The following is an 18,450-nucleotide window of genomic DNA, read 5'->3' as shown; positions in this document are numbered from 1 at the left end:
TAGTAGGAGAGACAGCAACGTATTTAGCTACGTATGTAATTACACAAGATGATGTAGATGCAGGAGGAGTTAGTAATACAGTATTAGCATCAGGCGATAGTCCAGATGATACTACAGTGACAGATGATAGTGATGATCCAAACGATTCAGATAATATTGATCCAGATAATGATGGAGATCCAGATGATCCAACAGACACTCTCATACCAGAAGATCCAAGTCTCATTGCCGAGAAGAGTGCATCAATTATTGATAATGGAGATGGCGTATTAGGAGCAGGAGATACAATCAACTACACAATTACAGTTGAGAATACAGGTAACGTTACATTAGATGGTGTCACGATAACAGATACGTTAACTGATGCAGATGGAACCGTATTAACCTTAACCACAGGTCCAACATTTGATAATGCAGATGCAGGTAGTTTAGAAGGTACTTTAATAGTAGGTGAGACAGCAACATACTTAGCGTCTTATGTAATTACAGAAGATGATGTAGATGCAGGAGGAGTTAGTAATACAGTATTAGCATCAGGAGATAGTCCAGATGATACTACAGTGACAGATGATAGTGATGATCCAAACGATTCAGATAATATTGATCCAGATAATGATGGAGATCCAGATGATCCAACAGATACATTTATAACGCCTAATCCTTTATTAGATGTTGTAAAAGTGGCTAATATTGAAGATAATGGAGATGGTGTTATTGGAATAGGGGATATCATAACATATACTATTACAGTCAATAACTCCGGAAATTTAACTTTAAGTAATGTAACGATAACAGATACATTTACCGATGCTAATGGAATAGCATTAACTTTAGATTCAGGACCTACTTATGTAAGTTCAGATCTTGGAAGTCCTGAAGGAGATTTATTAGTAGGAGAAACTGCCACATATACGGCTACATATACAATTACTCAAGCAGATGTAGATGCAGGAGGTGTAGTTAATAGTGTCGTGGCAAATGGAGATGATCCAGATGGTATAACAATATCAGATACAAGTGATGATGGTGACGACAACGATGGTAATACCGAAGACGATCCAACTGAAACATTTACTGATTCTGACTTTGAGTTATCCGTTACCAAAGAATTAGATATCGCAGAACCCGTAATTGGTGATGAAGTAATATTTACTATTACAGTTGCTAATGACGGCTTTGTAACTGCAACAGGTGTTGTTGTCGAAGATATACTTCCTAGTGGATATACTTTCGTGTCAGCAATAACAACTCAAGGAGCATACTCTGAAGCAGATGGAGAATGGATTGTAGGACAATTAAATCCTGGTCAAGCTGAAATATTAGAGATTAGAGTAATAGTTCTAGGATTTGGAGAGTATCTAAATACTGCAACAATTACAGAATTTACAGGAGGTGATGATCAAAATGAGAACAACAATACCGATTCAGTTGGTGTAAATCCAATTTGTTTAACTATCTATAATGAGTTCTCACCAAATGGTGATGGAGTTAATGATTTCTTTAATATAGATTGTATTGAAACATTCCCTAATAATACAGTTGAGATTTATAACCGTTGGGGTAATATTGTTTATGAAGCTAAAGGCTACAGAAATGATTTTGATGGCACCTCTAATGGAAGATCAGTCTTAAGTCAAGGTGAAAAATTACCAGTAGGTACTTATTATTACGTCATTAATTTAGGTGATGGATCAGAGCCTAGAGTTGGTTGGTTATACATTAATAGATAGAATTTAATAAGGCAAGATTAAAAACGAGATTAAAATGATACAGAAAACATCATTATTAAAAGGATTAATACTATTAGTGTTTTGCACACTGATGTTTAATACTAGTTTTGCACAGCAAGACCCACAGTATACTCAGTATATGTATAATACAATGAGTGTGAACCCAGCTTATGCTGGGCAGCGTGAGGTGTTAAGTGTTACTGGTTTACATCGTACTCAATGGGTAGGTATTGATGGTGCTCCGCAAACGCAAACCTTAGGTATTCATGCACCATTAAGAAATGATAAAATAGGTTTAGGTCTATCTATTGTAAATGATGCACTAGGTCCTGTTAATGAGTATTATGTTGATGCTAACTTTTCATATACCATACAAGTAAGTGATAATAATACTAAATTATCTTTTGGAGCCAAAGCTGGTATTCATAATCTAACTTCAGATTGGAGCCTAGGTGTAATTCAGCAATTAGGAGATCAAACATTTGCAGATAATTTGAACTTGTTCTCACCAACTGTTGGTGCAGGATTGTATCTACATAATCGTAAATGGTATGTAGGATTATCTGTTCCTAATTTTTTAAAGACAGATCATTTTGATTCTAGCCAAGTTTCAATAGCTAAAGAGCGAATGAATTATTATTTAATTGCCGGTTATGTATTTGATTTAAGTGCAAATACTAAATTTAAACCAGCAGCATTAGTAAAGGCTGTGTCTGGAGCACCAATAATAGCAGATGTATCAGCAAACTTTTTATTCAATGATAAGCTAACTTTAGGTGTTGCATATAGATGGGACGATTCAGTAAGTGGTTTAGCAGGCTTTCAGGTAACCGATGGTTTGTACATAGGGTATTCGTATGATGCTACTACTACAGATTTGAACAACTATAATAACGGATCACACGAGATTATGTTACGTTTTGAATTACAAAAAATAGGTAGAATATTATCACCAAGATTCTTCTAAAAAAAAGATTATGAAAGCACATAAAATTATATTTATCCTAGCATTAAGTTTAGTTTTTTCATCTGGGTTTGCCCAGAAAGGTAAAATAAGGCAAGCTACAAAAGAGTATGATAACTTAGCGTATTTGAAAACTAGTGAAATACTTTTAGAAGTTGCTGAAAAAGGATATACCTCTGTAGATTTACTTCAGAAATTAGCCAACTCATTTTATTTCAACAATCAAATGGAAGAAGCTGCTAAGTGGTATGGAGAGCTAATGGCTAAGAATGAAAATATAGACCCAGAATATTACTTTAGATATGCTCAAGCATTAAAATCAGTTGAGAAATATGAAGAGTCTGATACATGGATGAAGAAATTCGCAGCATCAGATCGCAGTGATTTAAGAGGACGTGCATTTAGCTCAACCGTAGATTATTTAGCTATGATTGATGAAGCTAGTAGAGAACTAGTGGTGAAAAATTTGGAGATTAATTCTGAAGTTTCAGATTTTGGAACATCTCAATATCAAGATCAATTAATTTTTGCATCGTCTCGTGGTAATGGAATGAAATACAAATGGAACGAACAACCTTATTTAGATCTCTTTTCCGCAGATAAACAAGAAGATGGTAGCTACGGAAATGTAGAGCAATTAGATAGTGATATCAATTCAAAATTCCATGAGTCTACTGTAGCTTTTACTCCAGATGATCAGGTGATGTACTTTACGAGAAACAACTATTTTGAAAAAAAATATAGAAGTAGTGAAGATGGTACAAATCGATTAAAATTGTTTAAAGCAACATTAAACGAAGATGGAGAATGGGATGATATAGAGTCGGTTCATTTCAATAGCGATCAATATAGTGTGGCGCATCCAACAATTAACGTGAAAGGAACAAAACTTTATTTTGCTTCAGATATGGAAGGTACTTTAGGTATGTCTGATATTTTTGAAGTTGATATCAATGATGATGGCTCATTAGGAGATCCTGTAAACTTAGGGCCAAATTTAAATACAGAAGGACAAGAAACGTTTCCATTTATCAATTCAGAAGGTGATTTGTATATATCTTCAAATGGTTTTAACGGTTTAGGTGGTTTAGATGTTTTTGTGATTAGAGATTTTGAAAATAAAAGAGAATTAAAACAACCAATGGCTTTAGAAAATATTGGAAAGCCAATCAATAGTCCTAAAGATGATTTTGCATATTATGAAAACTTAGGGACTAAAGAAGGTTTCTTCACCTCTAATAGAGATGGCGGAAAAGGAGATGATGATATTTATAGCTTTATAGTTCCTGATTGTGAACAAACCGTTGAAGGTGTTGTAAAAGACCAAGAAACGCAAGAACCTATTGTAGGCGCTAAGGTAACTATACTAGATGCAGAAACTAACGAACAAGTAAATCAACAAATTGTTGGTGCAGATGGTGCTTATAAATTCGAGCTTTTAGAATGTGAAAAAGAATACTTGATTAGAATTGAAGCCGATACCTATGCAACAACAGAAGAACGTTTTACAACCCCTAAGAAACAACAAAAGTTAGAAATACAAACGTTGTTAGAAAAAGACGAGGTAGCACTAGAACCATGTACAGATTTAGCCAAAATCTTAGATATACCAATTATATACTTTGATTTTGATAAATTCAACATTAGAAGAGATGCCGAAGTTGAGCTTCAAAAAGTCTTAGCAGTTTTAAATAAATATCCTACCATGACCATAGATGTACGTAGTCATACAGATTGTAGAGGACCAGCATCTTATAACGAACGCTTATCTGAAAACAGAGCGCAGTCTACACGTAAATATTTAATTAATAACGGTATTGCTGCAAATCGTTTAACAGCAAAAGGATATGGAGAGTCTCGTTTAGTAAATGATTGTGGATGTGAACCTACAAATGATTCTAATTGTAGTGAGGCAGAACACCAACTCAATAGACGTAGTGAATTTATTATCACAGGTATCAATGGAGAAAAATGTCCTGAAAACTAATACGACCTATAAACCCTATTAAATTAAAGTTAAAAGCTGTCTTTTTTAAGGCAGCTTTTTTATTTGTAATGGTTTTATGAAATATAGTTGTTATTTTTGTTTGATATGATTGAAGAACACGTAATTCTTGTTAATGAAAACGATGAGCAAATAGGTACTATGCCTAAGTTAGAAGCTCACGAAAAAGCCCTATTGCATCGTGCATTCTCGGTATTTGTATTTAATGACCAGAATGAATTAATGTTGCAGCAACGCGCTAAGCACAAATACCATTCGCCACTTTTATGGACCAATACATGCTGTAGCCATCAAAGAGAAGGCGAAAGCAATTTAGAAGCCGGAAAACGTCGTTTAATGGAAGAAATGGGCTTTGTGGTAGACCTAGAAGAAACCATTTCTTTTATTTATAAAGCACCTTTTGAAAATGGCCTAACAGAACACGAATTTGACCATGTCATGATTGGTCATTTTAATGACGAGCCAGTGATCAATGTAGACGAAGTTGAAGCTTGGAAATGGATGCCTATAGAACAAGTGAAACTAGATATTCATGAGCATCCAGAACGCTATACCGCATGGTTTAAAATTATTTTTGATAAGTTTTACAAACATATAAACATCACGAAATAATGAGAGTTACAGTCAGTAGAAAAGCACATTTTAATGCAGCACATCGCCTATATCGCAAAGACTGGAGCTTTGATAAAAATGATGAGATCTTCGGAAAATGTAACAATCCAAACTATCATGGCCATAATTATGATTTAATTGTAAGTGTCACAGGGGAAATAGATCAAGAAACTGGCTATGTTATTGATATGAAAGTGCTAAAAGACATTATCAAATCTGAAGTAGAAGATGCCTTTGATCATAAAAATCTTAATGTCGATGTTCCAGAATTTAAAACCTTAAATCCTACTGCCGAAAATATCGTGGTTGTCATATATAACAAAATCAAACCTAAATTAGATGCTAATTTAGATGTTGAAGTAACATTATATGAAACACCTAGAAACTTTGTAAGTTATTCCGGACAATGAAAAATATTAGCTATCCATTAAAATTTGAGCCCATTTTAAAAGATAAAATTTGGGGAGGACAAAAATTGAAATCATTACTCAATAAAGAATCAAGTTCGCCAAATATTGGTGAAAGTTGGGAATTAAGTGATGTTGAAGGTGATACATCAATAGTTGCGAATGGAGCGCTAATAGGTCAAACTTTAAAACAACTGTTAGAAACCTATCAGGCAGATTTAATAGGTGAGAAGAATTATAATGTCTTCGGAAATAAATTTCCGTTACTTATTAAATTCATAGATGCTAAGCAAGATTTATCCATACAATTACATCCTAATGATGAGTTAGCGGCAAAACGTCATAATTCCTTCGGAAAAACAGAAATGTGGTACGTTATGCAAGCCGATGATGATGCCAATTTGATTGTAGGTTTCAATCAAAAAATGACAGCCGAAACCTATTTAAAACATCTTGAGAATAAAACGTTAACCGAAATTTTAAATTTTGATAAAGTTAAAACGGGAGATACTTATTTTATTGAAGTTGGTCGTGTTCACGCCATAGGAGCTGGAGTCATGCTTGCCGAAATACAACAAACCAGTGATATTACTTACAGAGTGTATGATTGGGACCGTGTAGATGATCAAGGTAACGAAAGGGAATTACACAATGATTTAGCCATTGATGCCTTTGATTTTGATATGCCTGATAATTTTAGAGTTGCTTATCAAAAAGATGAAAATAAAGCAAATGAAATGGTGAGTTGTCCTTACTTCACGACAAATTATTTACAGGTTACTGAGCCTATTTTAAAGCTTAATACAAAAGATTCTTTCTTTATTTATATATGTGTTGAGGGTGAAGCATGCATTGAAACTGAAATAGCTTCAGTGTTTATTAAACAAGGAGAAACAGTTTTACTTCCTGCAGCAATAGAAAGCTATAAAATAACCGCTACTAATGCTACACTATTAGAAGTTTATGTTTAATTTTGCTGCGAATTAATAAATAAGAATAACATTATGGCAAATATTAGAAACCTTAAAAAAGACATCAATTTTGTTTTAGGTGATATTATTGAAGCAGTGTATGTATGGGAATATGCAAACACAGACAAAGACACAAAAAAAAGTGAAGCTATTATTGACGAAGCAATTGAAACTTTTGATGGTTTAATTGCAAGAGTAAACGATAGAAGTGTAGAAAATAAAAAAGCGCATTTCAAGGCTATAAACAATGATCTTGAATCAAAAGGTTTAGCGTTAATCGAAAAATTGAATAAATTAAATTAATTTTTTCAATAAGTGCTTGCAAATTAAAATAGCAATATTATATTTGCCATCGCTTAAAAGCCGATGTAGCTCAGCTGGCTAGAGCAGCTGATTTGTAATCAGCAGGTCGTGGGTTCGAGTCCCTCCATCGGCTCTAAGTTTTATTTAAAGTCTCAACCCTTATGGTTGAGACTTTTTTCGTTTAATATACTAAGGGTTAAGGGCGAGAAGATTGTGCAGAGCTCAGCCGCAGTAAGTCTACGATTGTCCCTCTAACTATTGCAATAAAAAAACTCCCAAATATTAAATTTAGGAGTTTTTTTATTTGTTGCTAAAGGCTAAAGGCTAAAGGCTAAAGGCTAAAGGCTAAAGGCTAAAGGCTAAAGGCTATTCCGCTTTGCGTAAGTCAATCATTTCTTTTAGCATAATGCCGTATTTAGAAGCTTTTATTTTATCTGATAAAGCATTGTATATTTCTTCTAAAAACTTAACACTAGTGTTTGGTATTTCACTTATTGCTAAATATGGTGATACTTCACTATCTGGATGATTTACAGCAAAGTTAATTGTGTATAAATATTTTCGTTTAATGAGTTTATTATAATTGTCTTCAAATGACACTGTCGTATCATTGGCTTTACTAGCTTCTAAGCTTTCTTGAATAAGATCTAAATTCTTGTCGCTAAACTTTGACATCATTAATAAGTACTCCTCTAAAGTTTCTTGTTGTTTTGATCCTTTTATTTTGGCGTCGTAATTAAAGTTTTTTAAAGTAGAATTAATTTCAGTAATGCCTTTGTCGGCAAAGAACACAACAGTTCCTGCATCTGTATCATTTTTATCAAGAATTAAGAAAAGTATTTCTGGTTCTGAGAGTCCAGCATGTAATTCAAAGTTTGGAGCTCCATTAATTGCTAGTGAATCAATGGTTTCCATGAGAGAATCATTCTGACGTTGCAGATAAACGGTTCCTTTTTTTAAGCCTTTTACATGTCCTTTAAGCGTAAAATCGTGAGTTGGCTCATTTCCGCAGGAAAAAAATAAAAGGGCTATACATACAACAATAATTGGCTTCATCTTATCTGTTTTAAGGTGCGCAAATATCTTATAAAATTTATAGAAATACTAACCCATGGCTGCCAATTCCATTAAAATTGTACATCCAATAGCAGCAATGGTGCCAATGGCATAACCAAAAACGGCAAGCAGCACACCAACCGTTGCTAATGATGGGTGAAATGCTGAAGCTACAATAGGAGCAGAGGCTGCACCACCAACATTGGCCTGACTACCTACTGCCAAGAAGAAATAAGGTGCTTTTATCAATTTTGCAACTCCAATTAAGAGTAATGCATGAATTGTCATCCAAACAAGACCAATAGCAATGAGCCACATATTATCAAAAATGAGTGTTAAATCCATTTTCATACCTATAGTTGCAACTAGAATGTAAATAAATACACTACCAAATTTACTGGCTCCAGCGCCTTCGTAATTTTTTGCTTTGGTGTAGGATAGTAAAACGGCAATAAGGGTTGCGATACTAATCATCCAGAAAAATGAAGACCCTAAAAAGGTGAAAATGTTTCTAACCGTTAAATTTTCTATGTTGGCTACTATGCCATCAAAATAAGGCGCTAAGAAACCAGAGCATAAATGTGCCATACCTACGGCTCCAAAAGCAATAGCTCCAATGATCATAATATCTGTTAGTGATGGATTTCTTTTTACTTTTTCTGAAAACGTCGATACCTTTTCTTTTAGTTCTTCAATAGAAGATGTATCTGCTTTTAACCATTTATTAATACGGTCTCGTTTACCAATACCTATTAAAACAATAGCCATCCAAATGTTAGCAACAACAATATCAACAAATACCATGGCGCCATATTTTGCTTGGTTATATTCGTAAATTTCTAGCATGGCAGTTTGGTTTGCTCCACCACCAATCCAGCTTCCTGCTAAGGTTGATAAACCTCTCCAAACAGCATCTGTACCAACACCTCCAACGGCATCTGGATAGATGGCTGCGATTAGTAAAATAGCAATTGGTCCTCCAATAACAATACCAATAGTACCTGTAAAGAACATGACGAGCGCTTTCCAACCTAAATTGAAAACTGCTCTTAAATCAATACTCAAAGTCATTAATACTAGAGCAGCTGGTAATAAATAGCGACTTGCTATGTAGTATAGGCTAGAACTACCTTCGGTTTCTACTCCGTTTTCTGAAACTGTTGTCCATTCTGGAGATATTAACCCTGAAGTTGTAAGTATTGCAGGAATCATATAAGCCATGAATAGTCCTGGTACAATTTTATAGAATTTTGGCCAAAATCCTGTTTTTATAGATTCTGTATAAAATACAAAACCCAATGAGATCATTAAAAGACCAAAAACAATAGTATCATTTGTAAATAGAGGTGTAGTATCCATGTTGTAGTTTTAATTGTATCGCAAAATACCAAAATAAAACTGCATAAAAAAAGCGACTCTACTAAGAATCGCTTTTATTGTTATCATTTGTTTTTTTTGGTTTTGGCATTCTATTTTGTTCTTTAAGATATTGCATAAGCATCCATTCAATTTGTCCGTTGGTACTTCTAAACTCGTCAGAAGCCCACTTCTCAATTGCTTTAATCATATCTTCATTGATACGTAATGCGAATGCTTTTTTCTTAGCCATGTTGTAATATTATCATTTGTTATTTATTTTTTGCTGATAGATTAAAATAAATAGTGGTAAAATTAAACTAACACCAATTATAGAGTAGGTAAACCAGGAGCCAAATCCTACATCATTACCTTTACCTTGTTCAACCATCGTGTATTGAATGAACGCAAATAAAATGGCGACAAATACATTGGTGAAACGAACAATCCTTGTACTAAAACGATAGTTTTTTAGCGCATTATCCTCAGTGATGTTAACCATATAATTATGAATATGCGGAAATTTATTCAATACAAACAACAGTATAAAGGTAACAATTCCTATTGCTGGTAAAAGCCATACATATGTTTTATCACCAAACCCATCTGCTTCACCAGCAGCATTAAAATGTATTGGGATAATGTTTGATAATTCACCATAATTAATTGCAGTATATACAATTAATACTATATAAATAGTAACAGAAATTAAATCAACAACCACATCTAATGGTTCTGTAGGTACTTTAATTCTTGGTCTATTGGTGTTCATTTTAATGATTAAGAGTTCCTGTGTTAAGCACTGGAGATGCATCTTTGTCACCACAAAGTATCACCATTAAATTACTTACCATAGCCGCTTTACGTTCGCCATCTAATTCTATAATTTCCTTTTTTTCTAATTGCTCAATAGCCATTTCAACCATTCCTACTGCACCTTCTACGATTTTATGTCTTGCCGCTACAATGGCAGTTGCTTGCTGACGTTTTAGCATAGCATTTGCAATTTCATTGGCATAAGCTAAATAGCCTATTCTTGCTTCTAGTACCTCAATACCTGCAATAGTTAGACGTTCATCAATTTCTTTTTCTAAGGCATTGCTTACTTCATTGACGCTCGATCTTAATGTGATATCTTCATCAACACCTTCATCTGCAAAATTGTCATAAGGATACATACTCGCTAATTTACGAACCGCTGCATCAGTTTGAACACGAACAAAATTTTCATAAATATCAACATCAAAAGCTGCTTTATACGTGTCTTGAACACGCCATACCAAAATGGTACTTATCATTACAGGGTTACCTAATTTGTCATTTACTTTTAAACGCTCACTATCAAAGTTTCTAGCGCGTAATGATATTTTCTTTTTGGTAAAGAATGGGTTTACCCAATAGAATCCGTTTTTTTTGACAGTTCCAATGTACTTTCCAAAAAGTAATAATACGCGAGATCCATTAGGCTGCACCATTATAAATCCTGGTGCTATAAAAATAGAGATGATAATAGATGGTAAAAACCACGGACTTTTTAGTGCGATCATGGCTATGATGCTTCCGAAGAATAAAATAAGGAACACAAAAAGCATTAAGTATCCATTTGCTGGGATGATGATTTTTTCTTCTTTCATAAGGTTGATGTTTTAGATAAATAATTTAATATGATATTATTTTGATATCAAATGTACATCAAACATTTTTATCTACCAAATAGAGTTTGGCACGCCATTTGCTTTATAGATAGTGTAAGTGATTATGATGATCTTAGAAGAGGAGTGATTACCTCGCATAACGGAGTAATACTTACATTGGTTGGTTAGTTAATAAAAACGCATCTCGTTTGAGATGCGTTTTTTATTTAGATATGTTTTTGAGATTATTTTAATATAAAACTCGAAATGGAAGTAATGAGTTCTTCGGAAATTTTACGAGACGACTCATTGTAGCTTTTTGAATTGACCAGTTGGTCTCCTTCAATGATAAACAACACATGGTTCATGTTCTCGATAATTTTGATGGTAGAAGTTGCTGAAGCATCTTTTAATAATTGTGCTTCGTTAACTGAAACTTGAAGATCCTTCGTTCCGTTAATAATTAACACAGGAATTTCTAATGATTTTATGATCTCTTGTGGATGATATTGCATCCAGTTCATAATAAAAGGTTGTACATCTGCTCTAAATACAGGAGCTAGAGGTTGCGGATAATCTGTAGTTGTTTTACCTTTTTTTAAACTTGCAAATGCTTTTTTTGTCGCCTCTATTAATGAAGGGTCCATGGCTGTTATTTGTTCTGTAATGACTTGGTCTATAGATTGTCCTGCGCCTGCAAGAGATATAAAACCGTTAGCTCTGTCTTTAGCAGCAAGCATACCAACTAAACTACCTTGGCTGTGTCCAATAACATATATTTTAGAATAGGCATTTTTATCTTTAAAGTAATCTATTACCGCAATGGCATCTGTAACAAAGTCGTCAAATTTAATATTAGGGTCAACATTATTTTTTCTAATTTGCTTTACTATACGTTTATCGTATCTAAACGTGGCTATCCCTTTGTGAGTTAAAGATTCGGCTAACTTTTTTAACGAATTGTTTTGCATAAAATTCTGGTTGCCGTTTCTATCGGTAGGTCCAGAACCAGCAATGATGATAGCAAGATTTGGTTGTGCTGTATTTGCTGGAACTAAAAGTGTGCCGTCTATTAAATTATTAATTGCGATCTCTTGATTGGTAACGTTAAGATCTTGACCGTTTATATTTAAACCGATACAAACTAATAGGAAACTTATGTAATACTTCATAATGATGTTTTTAAAAGGCTTAGCAATAGATGCTCCAAAGTTAATGAAATTTAAAGAGCTTTATAACGAGTTTTAGACCTTCAAATTGTTATTGATTTTAAAATTTTTAAATGTATTTCATCGATTAAATGCAATATTTCGTCTGTATATGTTAAAATTATATGTATTTCGTCGATTAATTATGTTTTTAATCGTTTGATTTCAAAAAGGATTATATATTTGAAGTGTACTAAGATTTAGTTTTTAGTTCAATGGATTAATTAATTAATATTTGCATGTGTTATGAGTTAGAGACCCTAAATCGACCACATAAAAAAGCAAATTAAGGAGAACCAAGGTTGAGGGACCTTGGTTTTTTCGTATATACTACTTTGGGTTTATAGAATTGACCTAAAGGTCAAATTAATACGTTCACCAATATCTTTTTTTGTTTTTGCAATTTGATGTAACCAGTAGTGCTGCATCTCTCCTTGCATAAGTAGTAAACTTCCATGAGTGAGATGTATTTTATGTTTCTCATTTTTAATATGGCGATGTTTAAAATGAAATGGTCTCGTCTCTCCAAAACTTAAGGATGCAATCACAGGATTTAATCCTAATTCTTTTTCATTATCTGCATGCCAACCATTACTATCGTTTCCATCACGATAGTAATTGAGTAATACTGATGTAAATATTTGTTGAACTTCTGTTTCTACGTCTTGCTTTATTTTCAATAATTCTGGACTAAACATTGTAGGCTGCATCGTAATATTAGAATAAGTATAAGGTGTGTTGTTATTTGCATACAGAGCTGTGAGACGTGGTTGTTTGTACGTTTTTCCAAAGATAGTAATATCATCCTGTTGCCAGTTTACATCATTTTTTAAAAGATTAAAATAATGATCAGCTTTAAAACTGTCGTAAAAGTTTTCAAGATAGATTAATTTGGCATTTGGAAAATTAAAATACCTTTTTTCTTGAGAAAATAAGTTCATCACTTAATTTTTAATTAATTTAGTGTTGGTTTGCAAGTACCTACTAATCTAACAATATCATGAAAATTCACAACATATTAATTGTATTATGTGCCTTAGTGGCTTTAAGTTTTACATTTCCGCAGAAAGAAAAATTGCCCGAAGGTTTTGTTTACGTCAAAGAGATTATACCAGATTTAAATGTTGAGTTACGTTATTTTTCAACTCATAATTTTGTAGGTGATACGATTACAGGGTACAAATCAAACAGGTTGATTATGACAAAGCAATCTGCTGAGGCGTTACAAAAGGTTCAGGCCGAATTGCAAGAGCAAAATTTATGTTTATTGGTTTATGATGGGTATCGTCCGCAACGTGCCGTTAACCATTTTTCGCGTTGGGCAAAAGATTTAAATGATACCTTACAAAAGCAAGAATTTTACCCAAATGTAGACAAACGTTATTTGTTTAGAGATGGTTATATTGCGTCACGTTCTGGTCACAGTCGTGGGAGTACGCTAGACTTAACAATTATAGATGGCAACACTAATGCGCCTTTAGATATGGGTAGTCCTTATGATTTCTTCGGAAAAGAATCTTGGGTAGCACATCCAGATCTTACCAAAACTCAATTGGCTAACAGGCAATTATTGCAACAGGTCATGCTTAAGCATAATTTTAGAAATTACCCTAAAGAATGGTGGCATTTTACATTACGTTGGGAACCCTATCCTAAAACATTTTTTGATTTTGAGGTAGAGTAGTGCTCTATTTTAAATTTTTATGGATTAGTTGACCATATAGATCCATTGGCCATCATAGCGCGTCGAGGTAATTGTAATCCTGATACAATAAATTGAGCAAAATCTTCGGGCTGAAGTACAGTGTCTGTATTACCATCAGTGATTCCTAAATTTAAAGCCATATCTGTGGCAATGGTGCTTGGTGTTAACGTATTAACTCTAATGTTATTTTTACGAACCTCTTTCATTAAGGATTGTGATAACCCAATTACTGCAAATTTTGAAGCAGAATAAGCCGATGTACTCGCATTACCCGTTAAACCAGCAGTAGAAGAAACATTTATGATATCACCTTCATTTTTGTCAATCATATATGGAAGTACCTCTTTTGTTACATAATACATACCAAGTACATTAGTTTTAATAATGTCTTCCCATAATGTAGCATCCATGTCATTTAAAGTTCCAAAAGCTGCAATACCAGCATTATTAACTAAAATATCTACCGTTCCTAAATTTGAAATGATGTTTTTGATTCCTTTTTTAACGGCATCATAATTTCCAACATCAAACACTTCGTAAAACGCATTTACACCAAATGTTTTAAGTTCTAAAACGGTTTCATTTAATCTAGCTTCATTTCTTCCAGTAATAGCAACGTCAATTCCTAGTTTTGCAAATGCTATGGCAGTTGCTTTTCCTAATCCTTTGCTACCACCTGTAATGATGGCTTTTTTATGTTTTAATTGATCCATTTTAATTTAAATTTTTAGTTGTGTAAATGTATTTTAATATTTATTAAATGATGTTATGCAGACTTTAAAACAAACTTAAGAAATCTATAAAATTATTTGATTCTAATTCTCATAAGAAATTAAAATATCTGCTACTTTTTGTAAATCACTCTCATTAATCTCTGTTTTTGGTGCTAAAGGGAATGTTTGTTGCCCAGGTCTGCTTACAAAAGCAGCACGCCATCCAGCCCAAAGTGCACCAGCAACATCCCAACCATGTGCAGCAATAAGCATGCACTCTTTTGGTTGTGCGTTCATTTTATTTGCAGCCCAATTATAAACATCCTTAAAGGGTTTAAATTTTCCAACCGATTCTATACTTAATAAATCATCAAAATATTGTGTTAAGCCTGCATTTTCAATTTTAGTTTTAAGGCTTTCATTATTAGAGTTGGTTAAAGCCACAAGTGTAAACCCTTCATTTTTTAAGGTATGTAATGCATTGTTTACTTCAGGATGAGGTGGTAAATCTTGTAAAGCATCTACAACAATTTCTCTTGTTTTTTTTTCAGTAATTGTAATGTCATTATTAGCAGCAACCATTTGTAAAGCAGCAGCGCCAATATGTCCAAACGATTTGTATTGTCCGCTTGCCGAAACCACTAGAGTGTATTGTAGCATGGTTGTAAACCATAAAGACAGTAAGTCGTCTTTACCACCTAAAGCATTGCCAACCTGTTTTTTCATAACGGTTAGATCTAAAAGAGTTTCGTTTACATCAAAGAATAATACTTTAGGTCTATTTAAGCTGGTGTTTATCATGCTTTTTCTGCTAATAACTCAGTTAAAACTTGTTTAAAAGTATTTATAGGCTGTGCACCTGTGACAGCACTTTTACGGTTAAAAACAAAAGTTGGTACAGAGTTTACTCCCATATTTTTCCAATAGTTTTGTTTTTGTCTAACTTCTAATCGTGCTTCGTCACTATCTAATTTTGCTAAGGCTTCATTAGTATTTAAGCCAACTTCTAAAAGTGTTTCTTCTAGTATATCTTTTTTAGATACATCTTTTCTATCGCTAAAAAAGGCTTTTGTTAGTGCCATTTTTAATTCCGTTTGTTTTCCGAAGTTATGAGCATACTCTAATAACACATGCGAATCAAAAGTATTGACCATACGCATCTCGTCAAAATAATCGAATTTAAAGTCAAGTTCTGCACCAGCATCGGTCATCATTTGTTGTGATTCTCTTTGTTGCTCCAATGTAGAACCATATTTTTCAGTAATATGCTCAATAACATTTTGGCCTTCAGTTGGCATATTCGGATTTAACTCAAACGGTTGCCATTCGATTTCTATTTGATCTTTTAATCCTAATTCTGAAATCGCTTTTTCCAAACGTTTGTAGCCTATTGTACACCAAGGGCACACAACATCAGAAACAATATCTATTTTTAATGTATTTGTCATAATTTCTATTTTTAAATTTCAATTTAAAACTCATCATATGTTTTCATGATGAGTTTTAAACTTGTTAACTTATTTTTTGAAATCTTCTTTTGTTAAACCTGTATTGAATTTGATGTCGGTCCAGGTAACATTTATCCATGGATCATTTGAGACATCTGCCTTCCATGTAGATTTTTTATACTTTCTATGTGTTGGTATTAATAAACCATCAATAGTTTCATACTCTAGTACCATTAAAAATGGTGTTTCTATGACGCCAAAATCTGCAACAGTAAAGAGGAATTGATCAACTAATAGCGTTTTTTTATTAATGAATAATTGATAAATATCTGTAGGCTTATCATTTTTTGTTTCAAAACTCACTTTTACAATGTCATAGGTGTTACTGTTTATGGTTTGTTCACCTATGTACTCGTATTTTAAGCCATCATCTAATAATTTAGGCATCATGGCAAACCAATAAAAGTTAGTTGGTCTATTAAATTTAACTTTAGGCATTAATTTGTCATCAGTTACGATGGTATCATTGTGTTTGAGCCAAAATTCTTTACCGTCATAACCCTGTTCTATTTCACCTTCTAGCTCAGGTAAAGTTCTTTCATGAGTATGATAAGTACCAGAAGATAACTCACCATTAAACATATATTTTTCAGTAGAGATATCTTTTTTGCCATCAGGTGTTTGGTATGTGTAGGTGTAAACAACATCCTTCTTTTTATGAAGCGTATTGTAGTTGCCAACTTTTTGTACCATGTTGTGCACTATTTCATGGCCTTTATTTTGAAAGTCTTTAGTAGGTTGTTCTTGAGTTTTTGCGTTCTCGTTAGAGCCACATGAAAGTAGGAATAAGCTTAAAATGGTAGTAAAAGTAATGATTTTCATAACGTATGTTTAATATTTATAAGGTAGTGTTTTTTAATGTTATAGATAGTGCTTAATGCTATAAAGCTGTATGTTGAATTTATAAACCTTCCGAATTAACGGAAGGTTTAAAGCTATTAATCAACTTGTGGTTAAAGGGATTATTTAATTAAGATACCACATTATCTTTTGACCAAGCGAATTTTTGAAATCCAGAATCAACAGGAGTATTAGCAATATGATTAACATAATTACTTATTGTTTTTTGAGATAACCCTAAGATGATTTCTAATACATGTTTTTCTTCATATCCAGCAGTATAAAAAGCACTGAGTGCTTCTTGAGAAACATTACCACGATTTCTAACAATGCTTAAAGTTAGTGTACGTAAAGCTTCTAATTTTGAATCGTCTAAAGGTGTTTCGTTACGTAATGCTTCGGTGATAGCATCATCAACTTTCATCATTTTTGCAATGCCAGTATGTGCAGGAACGCAGTAATGACATTCATGTTCTACGTTAATAGTTTGCCATACAACAGTTAACTCTTCTTCGTTAAATGAGGTTTCTGTAAATAATTTGTGTAGTGTTTGGTAGGCCTCTAAAATTTGTGGAGAAGCAGCTAATACACCATGTAAACCAGGAATCATTCCATAAGCTTTTTGAGAATTTTCTAAAAATGATTTACTATCTTCTGGTGCAGTGTCAAGGTTGTGAACTTTTAATGTTGTCATAATTTTATTTTTAATGTGTTATAAATGTTAATTTTATCTAAACGTTCGTTTAGTTATTTTGTAAAAAAAATGTTTAAATGTTATTAAACGTCATCTCAATATAATCTTCAATTTCTTCTTTGGTGTTTACTCTAGATGCAGCTGCCAAACCATGTTTTGCGAGTAGCAAATAATTAGCTTGTTTAAGTATAGTGCTGTCATTTTTAGAGGTATCCATTTTTAATTTTTCAATGAATATATGCTTTAAATTATCCATAAAAATACTCATTTGCTCTTTAATTAAATGGTCTTCACTTTTTGAAAATTCATTATACGTATTAGTGACTAAGCATCCTTTTTGATGTCCTTGTTTAAAATTAGAATTGATAGAATCATAGAAAAACTGTTTAATATCGCTAACACCATTGGTGCCACTTTTTAATGTTTCTAAAGTATTACTTACATTTAACTTGTAATGTTTTAAGCTTTCTAGAAATAAACTGTGTTTATTACCAAAACTAGAATAAATCGAGAACTTATTTATGCCCATTTCTTTTTCAAGCATTTGCATAGATGTCGCTTCATAGCCATTTCCCCAAAAGAGGTGCATTGCTTTTTCTAAGACTTCGGTTTCGTTATATCCTTTTTTTCGTGCCATGTTTATTTTCTGTGAAAACGAAAACAATTTTAATTACCATACAAAACTAACCAATCGGTTAGAAATGAGAAAACTTTTAACACGACTTTAGTTTTTTAACTTAAAAC

21 protein-coding genes and 1 tRNA gene are annotated in these 18,450 nt (G+C 33.0%); 9 read left to right on the top strand and 13 right to left on the bottom strand.

From position 1 onward, the window contains the following. The 8 genes from TD29_RS03635 to TD29_RS03600 form a co-directional block, all read left to right on the top strand. On the top strand, positions 1–1,730 hold a 1,730-nt coding region (locus TD29_RS03635), incomplete at its 5' end, for a T9SS C-terminal target domain-containing protein (protein ID WP_040278955.1). A 34-nt stretch (positions 1,731–1,764) separates the two neighbouring features. Then, positions 1,765–2,697, top strand: coding sequence for a PorP/SprF family type IX secretion system membrane protein (locus tag TD29_RS03630; RefSeq protein ID WP_040278953.1), 933 nt, complete (start codon positions 1,765–1,767; stop codon positions 2,695–2,697). A gap of 10 nt (positions 2,698–2,707) precedes the next feature. Then, positions 2,708–4,681 (top strand): OmpA family protein, encoded by a 1,974-nt coding sequence (locus tag TD29_RS03625; RefSeq protein WP_040278952.1) that lies wholly within the window; start codon positions 2,708–2,710, stop codon positions 4,679–4,681. Positions 4,682–4,786: 105 nt separating this feature from the next. Beyond that, positions 4,787–5,311 carry an isopentenyl-diphosphate Delta-isomerase gene (gene idi, locus TD29_RS03620; RefSeq protein WP_040278950.1) on the top strand — a complete coding sequence of 175 codons (525 nt, stop codon included), beginning with the start codon at positions 4,787–4,789 and terminating at the stop codon, positions 5,309–5,311. Continuing rightward, positions 5,311–5,721, top strand: coding sequence for a 6-pyruvoyl trahydropterin synthase family protein (locus TD29_RS03615; protein ID WP_040278949.1), 411 nt, complete (start codon positions 5,311–5,313; stop codon positions 5,719–5,721). Before idi ends, TD29_RS03615 begins: the two co-directional genes overlap by 1 nt. Beyond that, positions 5,718–6,689, top strand: a complete 972-nt coding sequence (locus tag TD29_RS03610) for a type I phosphomannose isomerase catalytic subunit (protein ID WP_040278947.1) — start codon at positions 5,718–5,720, stop codon at positions 6,687–6,689. The genes TD29_RS03615 and TD29_RS03610 overlap by 4 nt, the downstream gene beginning before the upstream one ends. A gap of 33 nt (positions 6,690–6,722) precedes the next feature. Then, on the top strand, positions 6,723–6,992 hold the full coding sequence (locus TD29_RS03605) for a hypothetical protein (RefSeq protein WP_040278946.1): 270 nt from the start codon (positions 6,723–6,725) through the stop codon (positions 6,990–6,992). 59 nt (positions 6,993–7,051) lie between these two features. Beyond that, positions 7,052–7,125, top strand: a tRNA-Thr gene (locus TD29_RS03600). Positions 7,126–7,358: 233 nt separating this feature from the next. On the opposite strand, the gene TD29_RS03595 is transcribed toward TD29_RS03600, so the two are convergent. From TD29_RS03595 to TD29_RS03565, 7 genes are all read right to left on the bottom strand, one after another. Next, positions 7,359–8,048, bottom strand: a complete 690-nt coding sequence (locus tag TD29_RS03595; protein WP_040278945.1) for a DUF4369 domain-containing protein — start codon at positions 8,046–8,048, stop codon at positions 7,359–7,361. A 48-nt stretch (positions 8,049–8,096) separates the two neighbouring features. Continuing rightward, positions 8,097–9,407 (bottom strand): DUF819 family protein, encoded by a 1,311-nt coding sequence (locus TD29_RS03590; protein ID WP_040278943.1) that lies wholly within the window; start codon positions 9,405–9,407, stop codon positions 8,097–8,099. A 61-nt stretch (positions 9,408–9,468) separates the two neighbouring features. Further along, the gene (locus tag TD29_RS03585; RefSeq protein ID WP_040278942.1) at positions 9,469–9,657 is read right to left on the bottom strand and encodes a hypothetical protein; all 189 of its coding nucleotides are present in this window, start codon (positions 9,655–9,657) and stop codon (positions 9,469–9,471) included. Between the two features lie 12 nt (positions 9,658–9,669). Further along, positions 9,670–10,176, bottom strand: a complete 507-nt coding sequence (locus TD29_RS03580; RefSeq protein WP_040278940.1) for a DUF1648 domain-containing protein — start codon at positions 10,174–10,176, stop codon at positions 9,670–9,672. Position 10,177: 1 nt separating this feature from the next. Further along, positions 10,178–11,038, bottom strand: a complete 861-nt coding sequence (locus TD29_RS03575; RefSeq protein WP_040278939.1) for an SPFH domain-containing protein — start codon at positions 11,036–11,038, stop codon at positions 10,178–10,180. A 245-nt stretch (positions 11,039–11,283) separates the two neighbouring features. Then, positions 11,284–12,210: an alpha/beta hydrolase gene (locus tag TD29_RS03570; RefSeq protein WP_040278938.1), complete on the bottom strand. Its 927-nt coding sequence runs from the start codon at positions 12,208–12,210 to the stop codon at positions 11,284–11,286. Positions 12,211–12,587: 377 nt separating this feature from the next. After that, positions 12,588–13,187 (bottom strand): alpha-ketoglutarate-dependent dioxygenase AlkB family protein, encoded by a 600-nt coding sequence (locus TD29_RS03565; RefSeq protein WP_040278937.1) that lies wholly within the window; start codon positions 13,185–13,187, stop codon positions 12,588–12,590. A 59-nt stretch (positions 13,188–13,246) separates the two neighbouring features. On the opposite strand from TD29_RS03565, the gene TD29_RS03560 reads away from it, so the two are divergent. Continuing rightward, entirely contained in the window at positions 13,247–13,930 is a 684-nt protein-coding gene (locus TD29_RS03560) for a M15 family metallopeptidase (RefSeq protein ID WP_040278935.1), read from the top strand. 17 nt (positions 13,931–13,947) lie between these two features. Here the strand turns inward: TD29_RS03560 and TD29_RS03555 are convergent, their stop codons facing one another. The 6 genes from TD29_RS03555 to TD29_RS03530 all read right to left on the bottom strand — a co-directional run bounded on the left by TD29_RS03555 (position 13,948) and on the right by TD29_RS03530 (position 18,343). Next, on the bottom strand, positions 13,948–14,664 hold the full coding sequence (locus TD29_RS03555) for a 3-ketoacyl-ACP reductase (RefSeq protein WP_040278934.1): 717 nt from the start codon (positions 14,662–14,664) through the stop codon (positions 13,948–13,950). Between the two features lie 102 nt (positions 14,665–14,766). Further along, positions 14,767–15,465 (bottom strand): haloacid dehalogenase type II, encoded by a 699-nt coding sequence (locus TD29_RS03550; protein WP_040278933.1) that lies wholly within the window; start codon positions 15,463–15,465, stop codon positions 14,767–14,769. Next, positions 15,462–16,112: a DsbA family oxidoreductase gene (locus TD29_RS03545; protein WP_040278931.1), complete on the bottom strand. Its 651-nt coding sequence runs from the start codon at positions 16,110–16,112 to the stop codon at positions 15,462–15,464. Before TD29_RS03545 ends, TD29_RS03550 begins: the two co-directional genes overlap by 4 nt. Before the next feature lie 69 nt (positions 16,113–16,181). Further along, entirely contained in the window at positions 16,182–16,994 is an 813-nt protein-coding gene (locus tag TD29_RS03540; protein ID WP_040278930.1) for a DUF6503 family protein, read from the bottom strand. A 148-nt stretch (positions 16,995–17,142) separates the two neighbouring features. Then, entirely contained in the window at positions 17,143–17,706 is a 564-nt protein-coding gene (locus tag TD29_RS03535) for a carboxymuconolactone decarboxylase family protein (protein WP_040278928.1), read from the bottom strand. 73 nt (positions 17,707–17,779) lie between these two features. Then, complete coding sequence (locus tag TD29_RS03530; protein WP_040278927.1) at positions 17,780–18,343, bottom strand: TetR/AcrR family transcriptional regulator; 564 nt, start codon at positions 18,341–18,343, stop codon at positions 17,780–17,782. Positions 18,344–18,450 lie beyond the last annotated feature (107 nt).

Origin of the sequence: Psychroserpens damuponensis (genome assembly GCF_000826655.1) — a bacterium.
Classification (GTDB): domain Bacteria; phylum Bacteroidota; class Bacteroidia; order Flavobacteriales; family Flavobacteriaceae; genus Psychroserpens; species Psychroserpens damuponensis.
The sequence above is the reverse complement of the archived record's forward strand: the minus strand, read 5'-3'. Positions and strand labels throughout refer to the sequence as shown.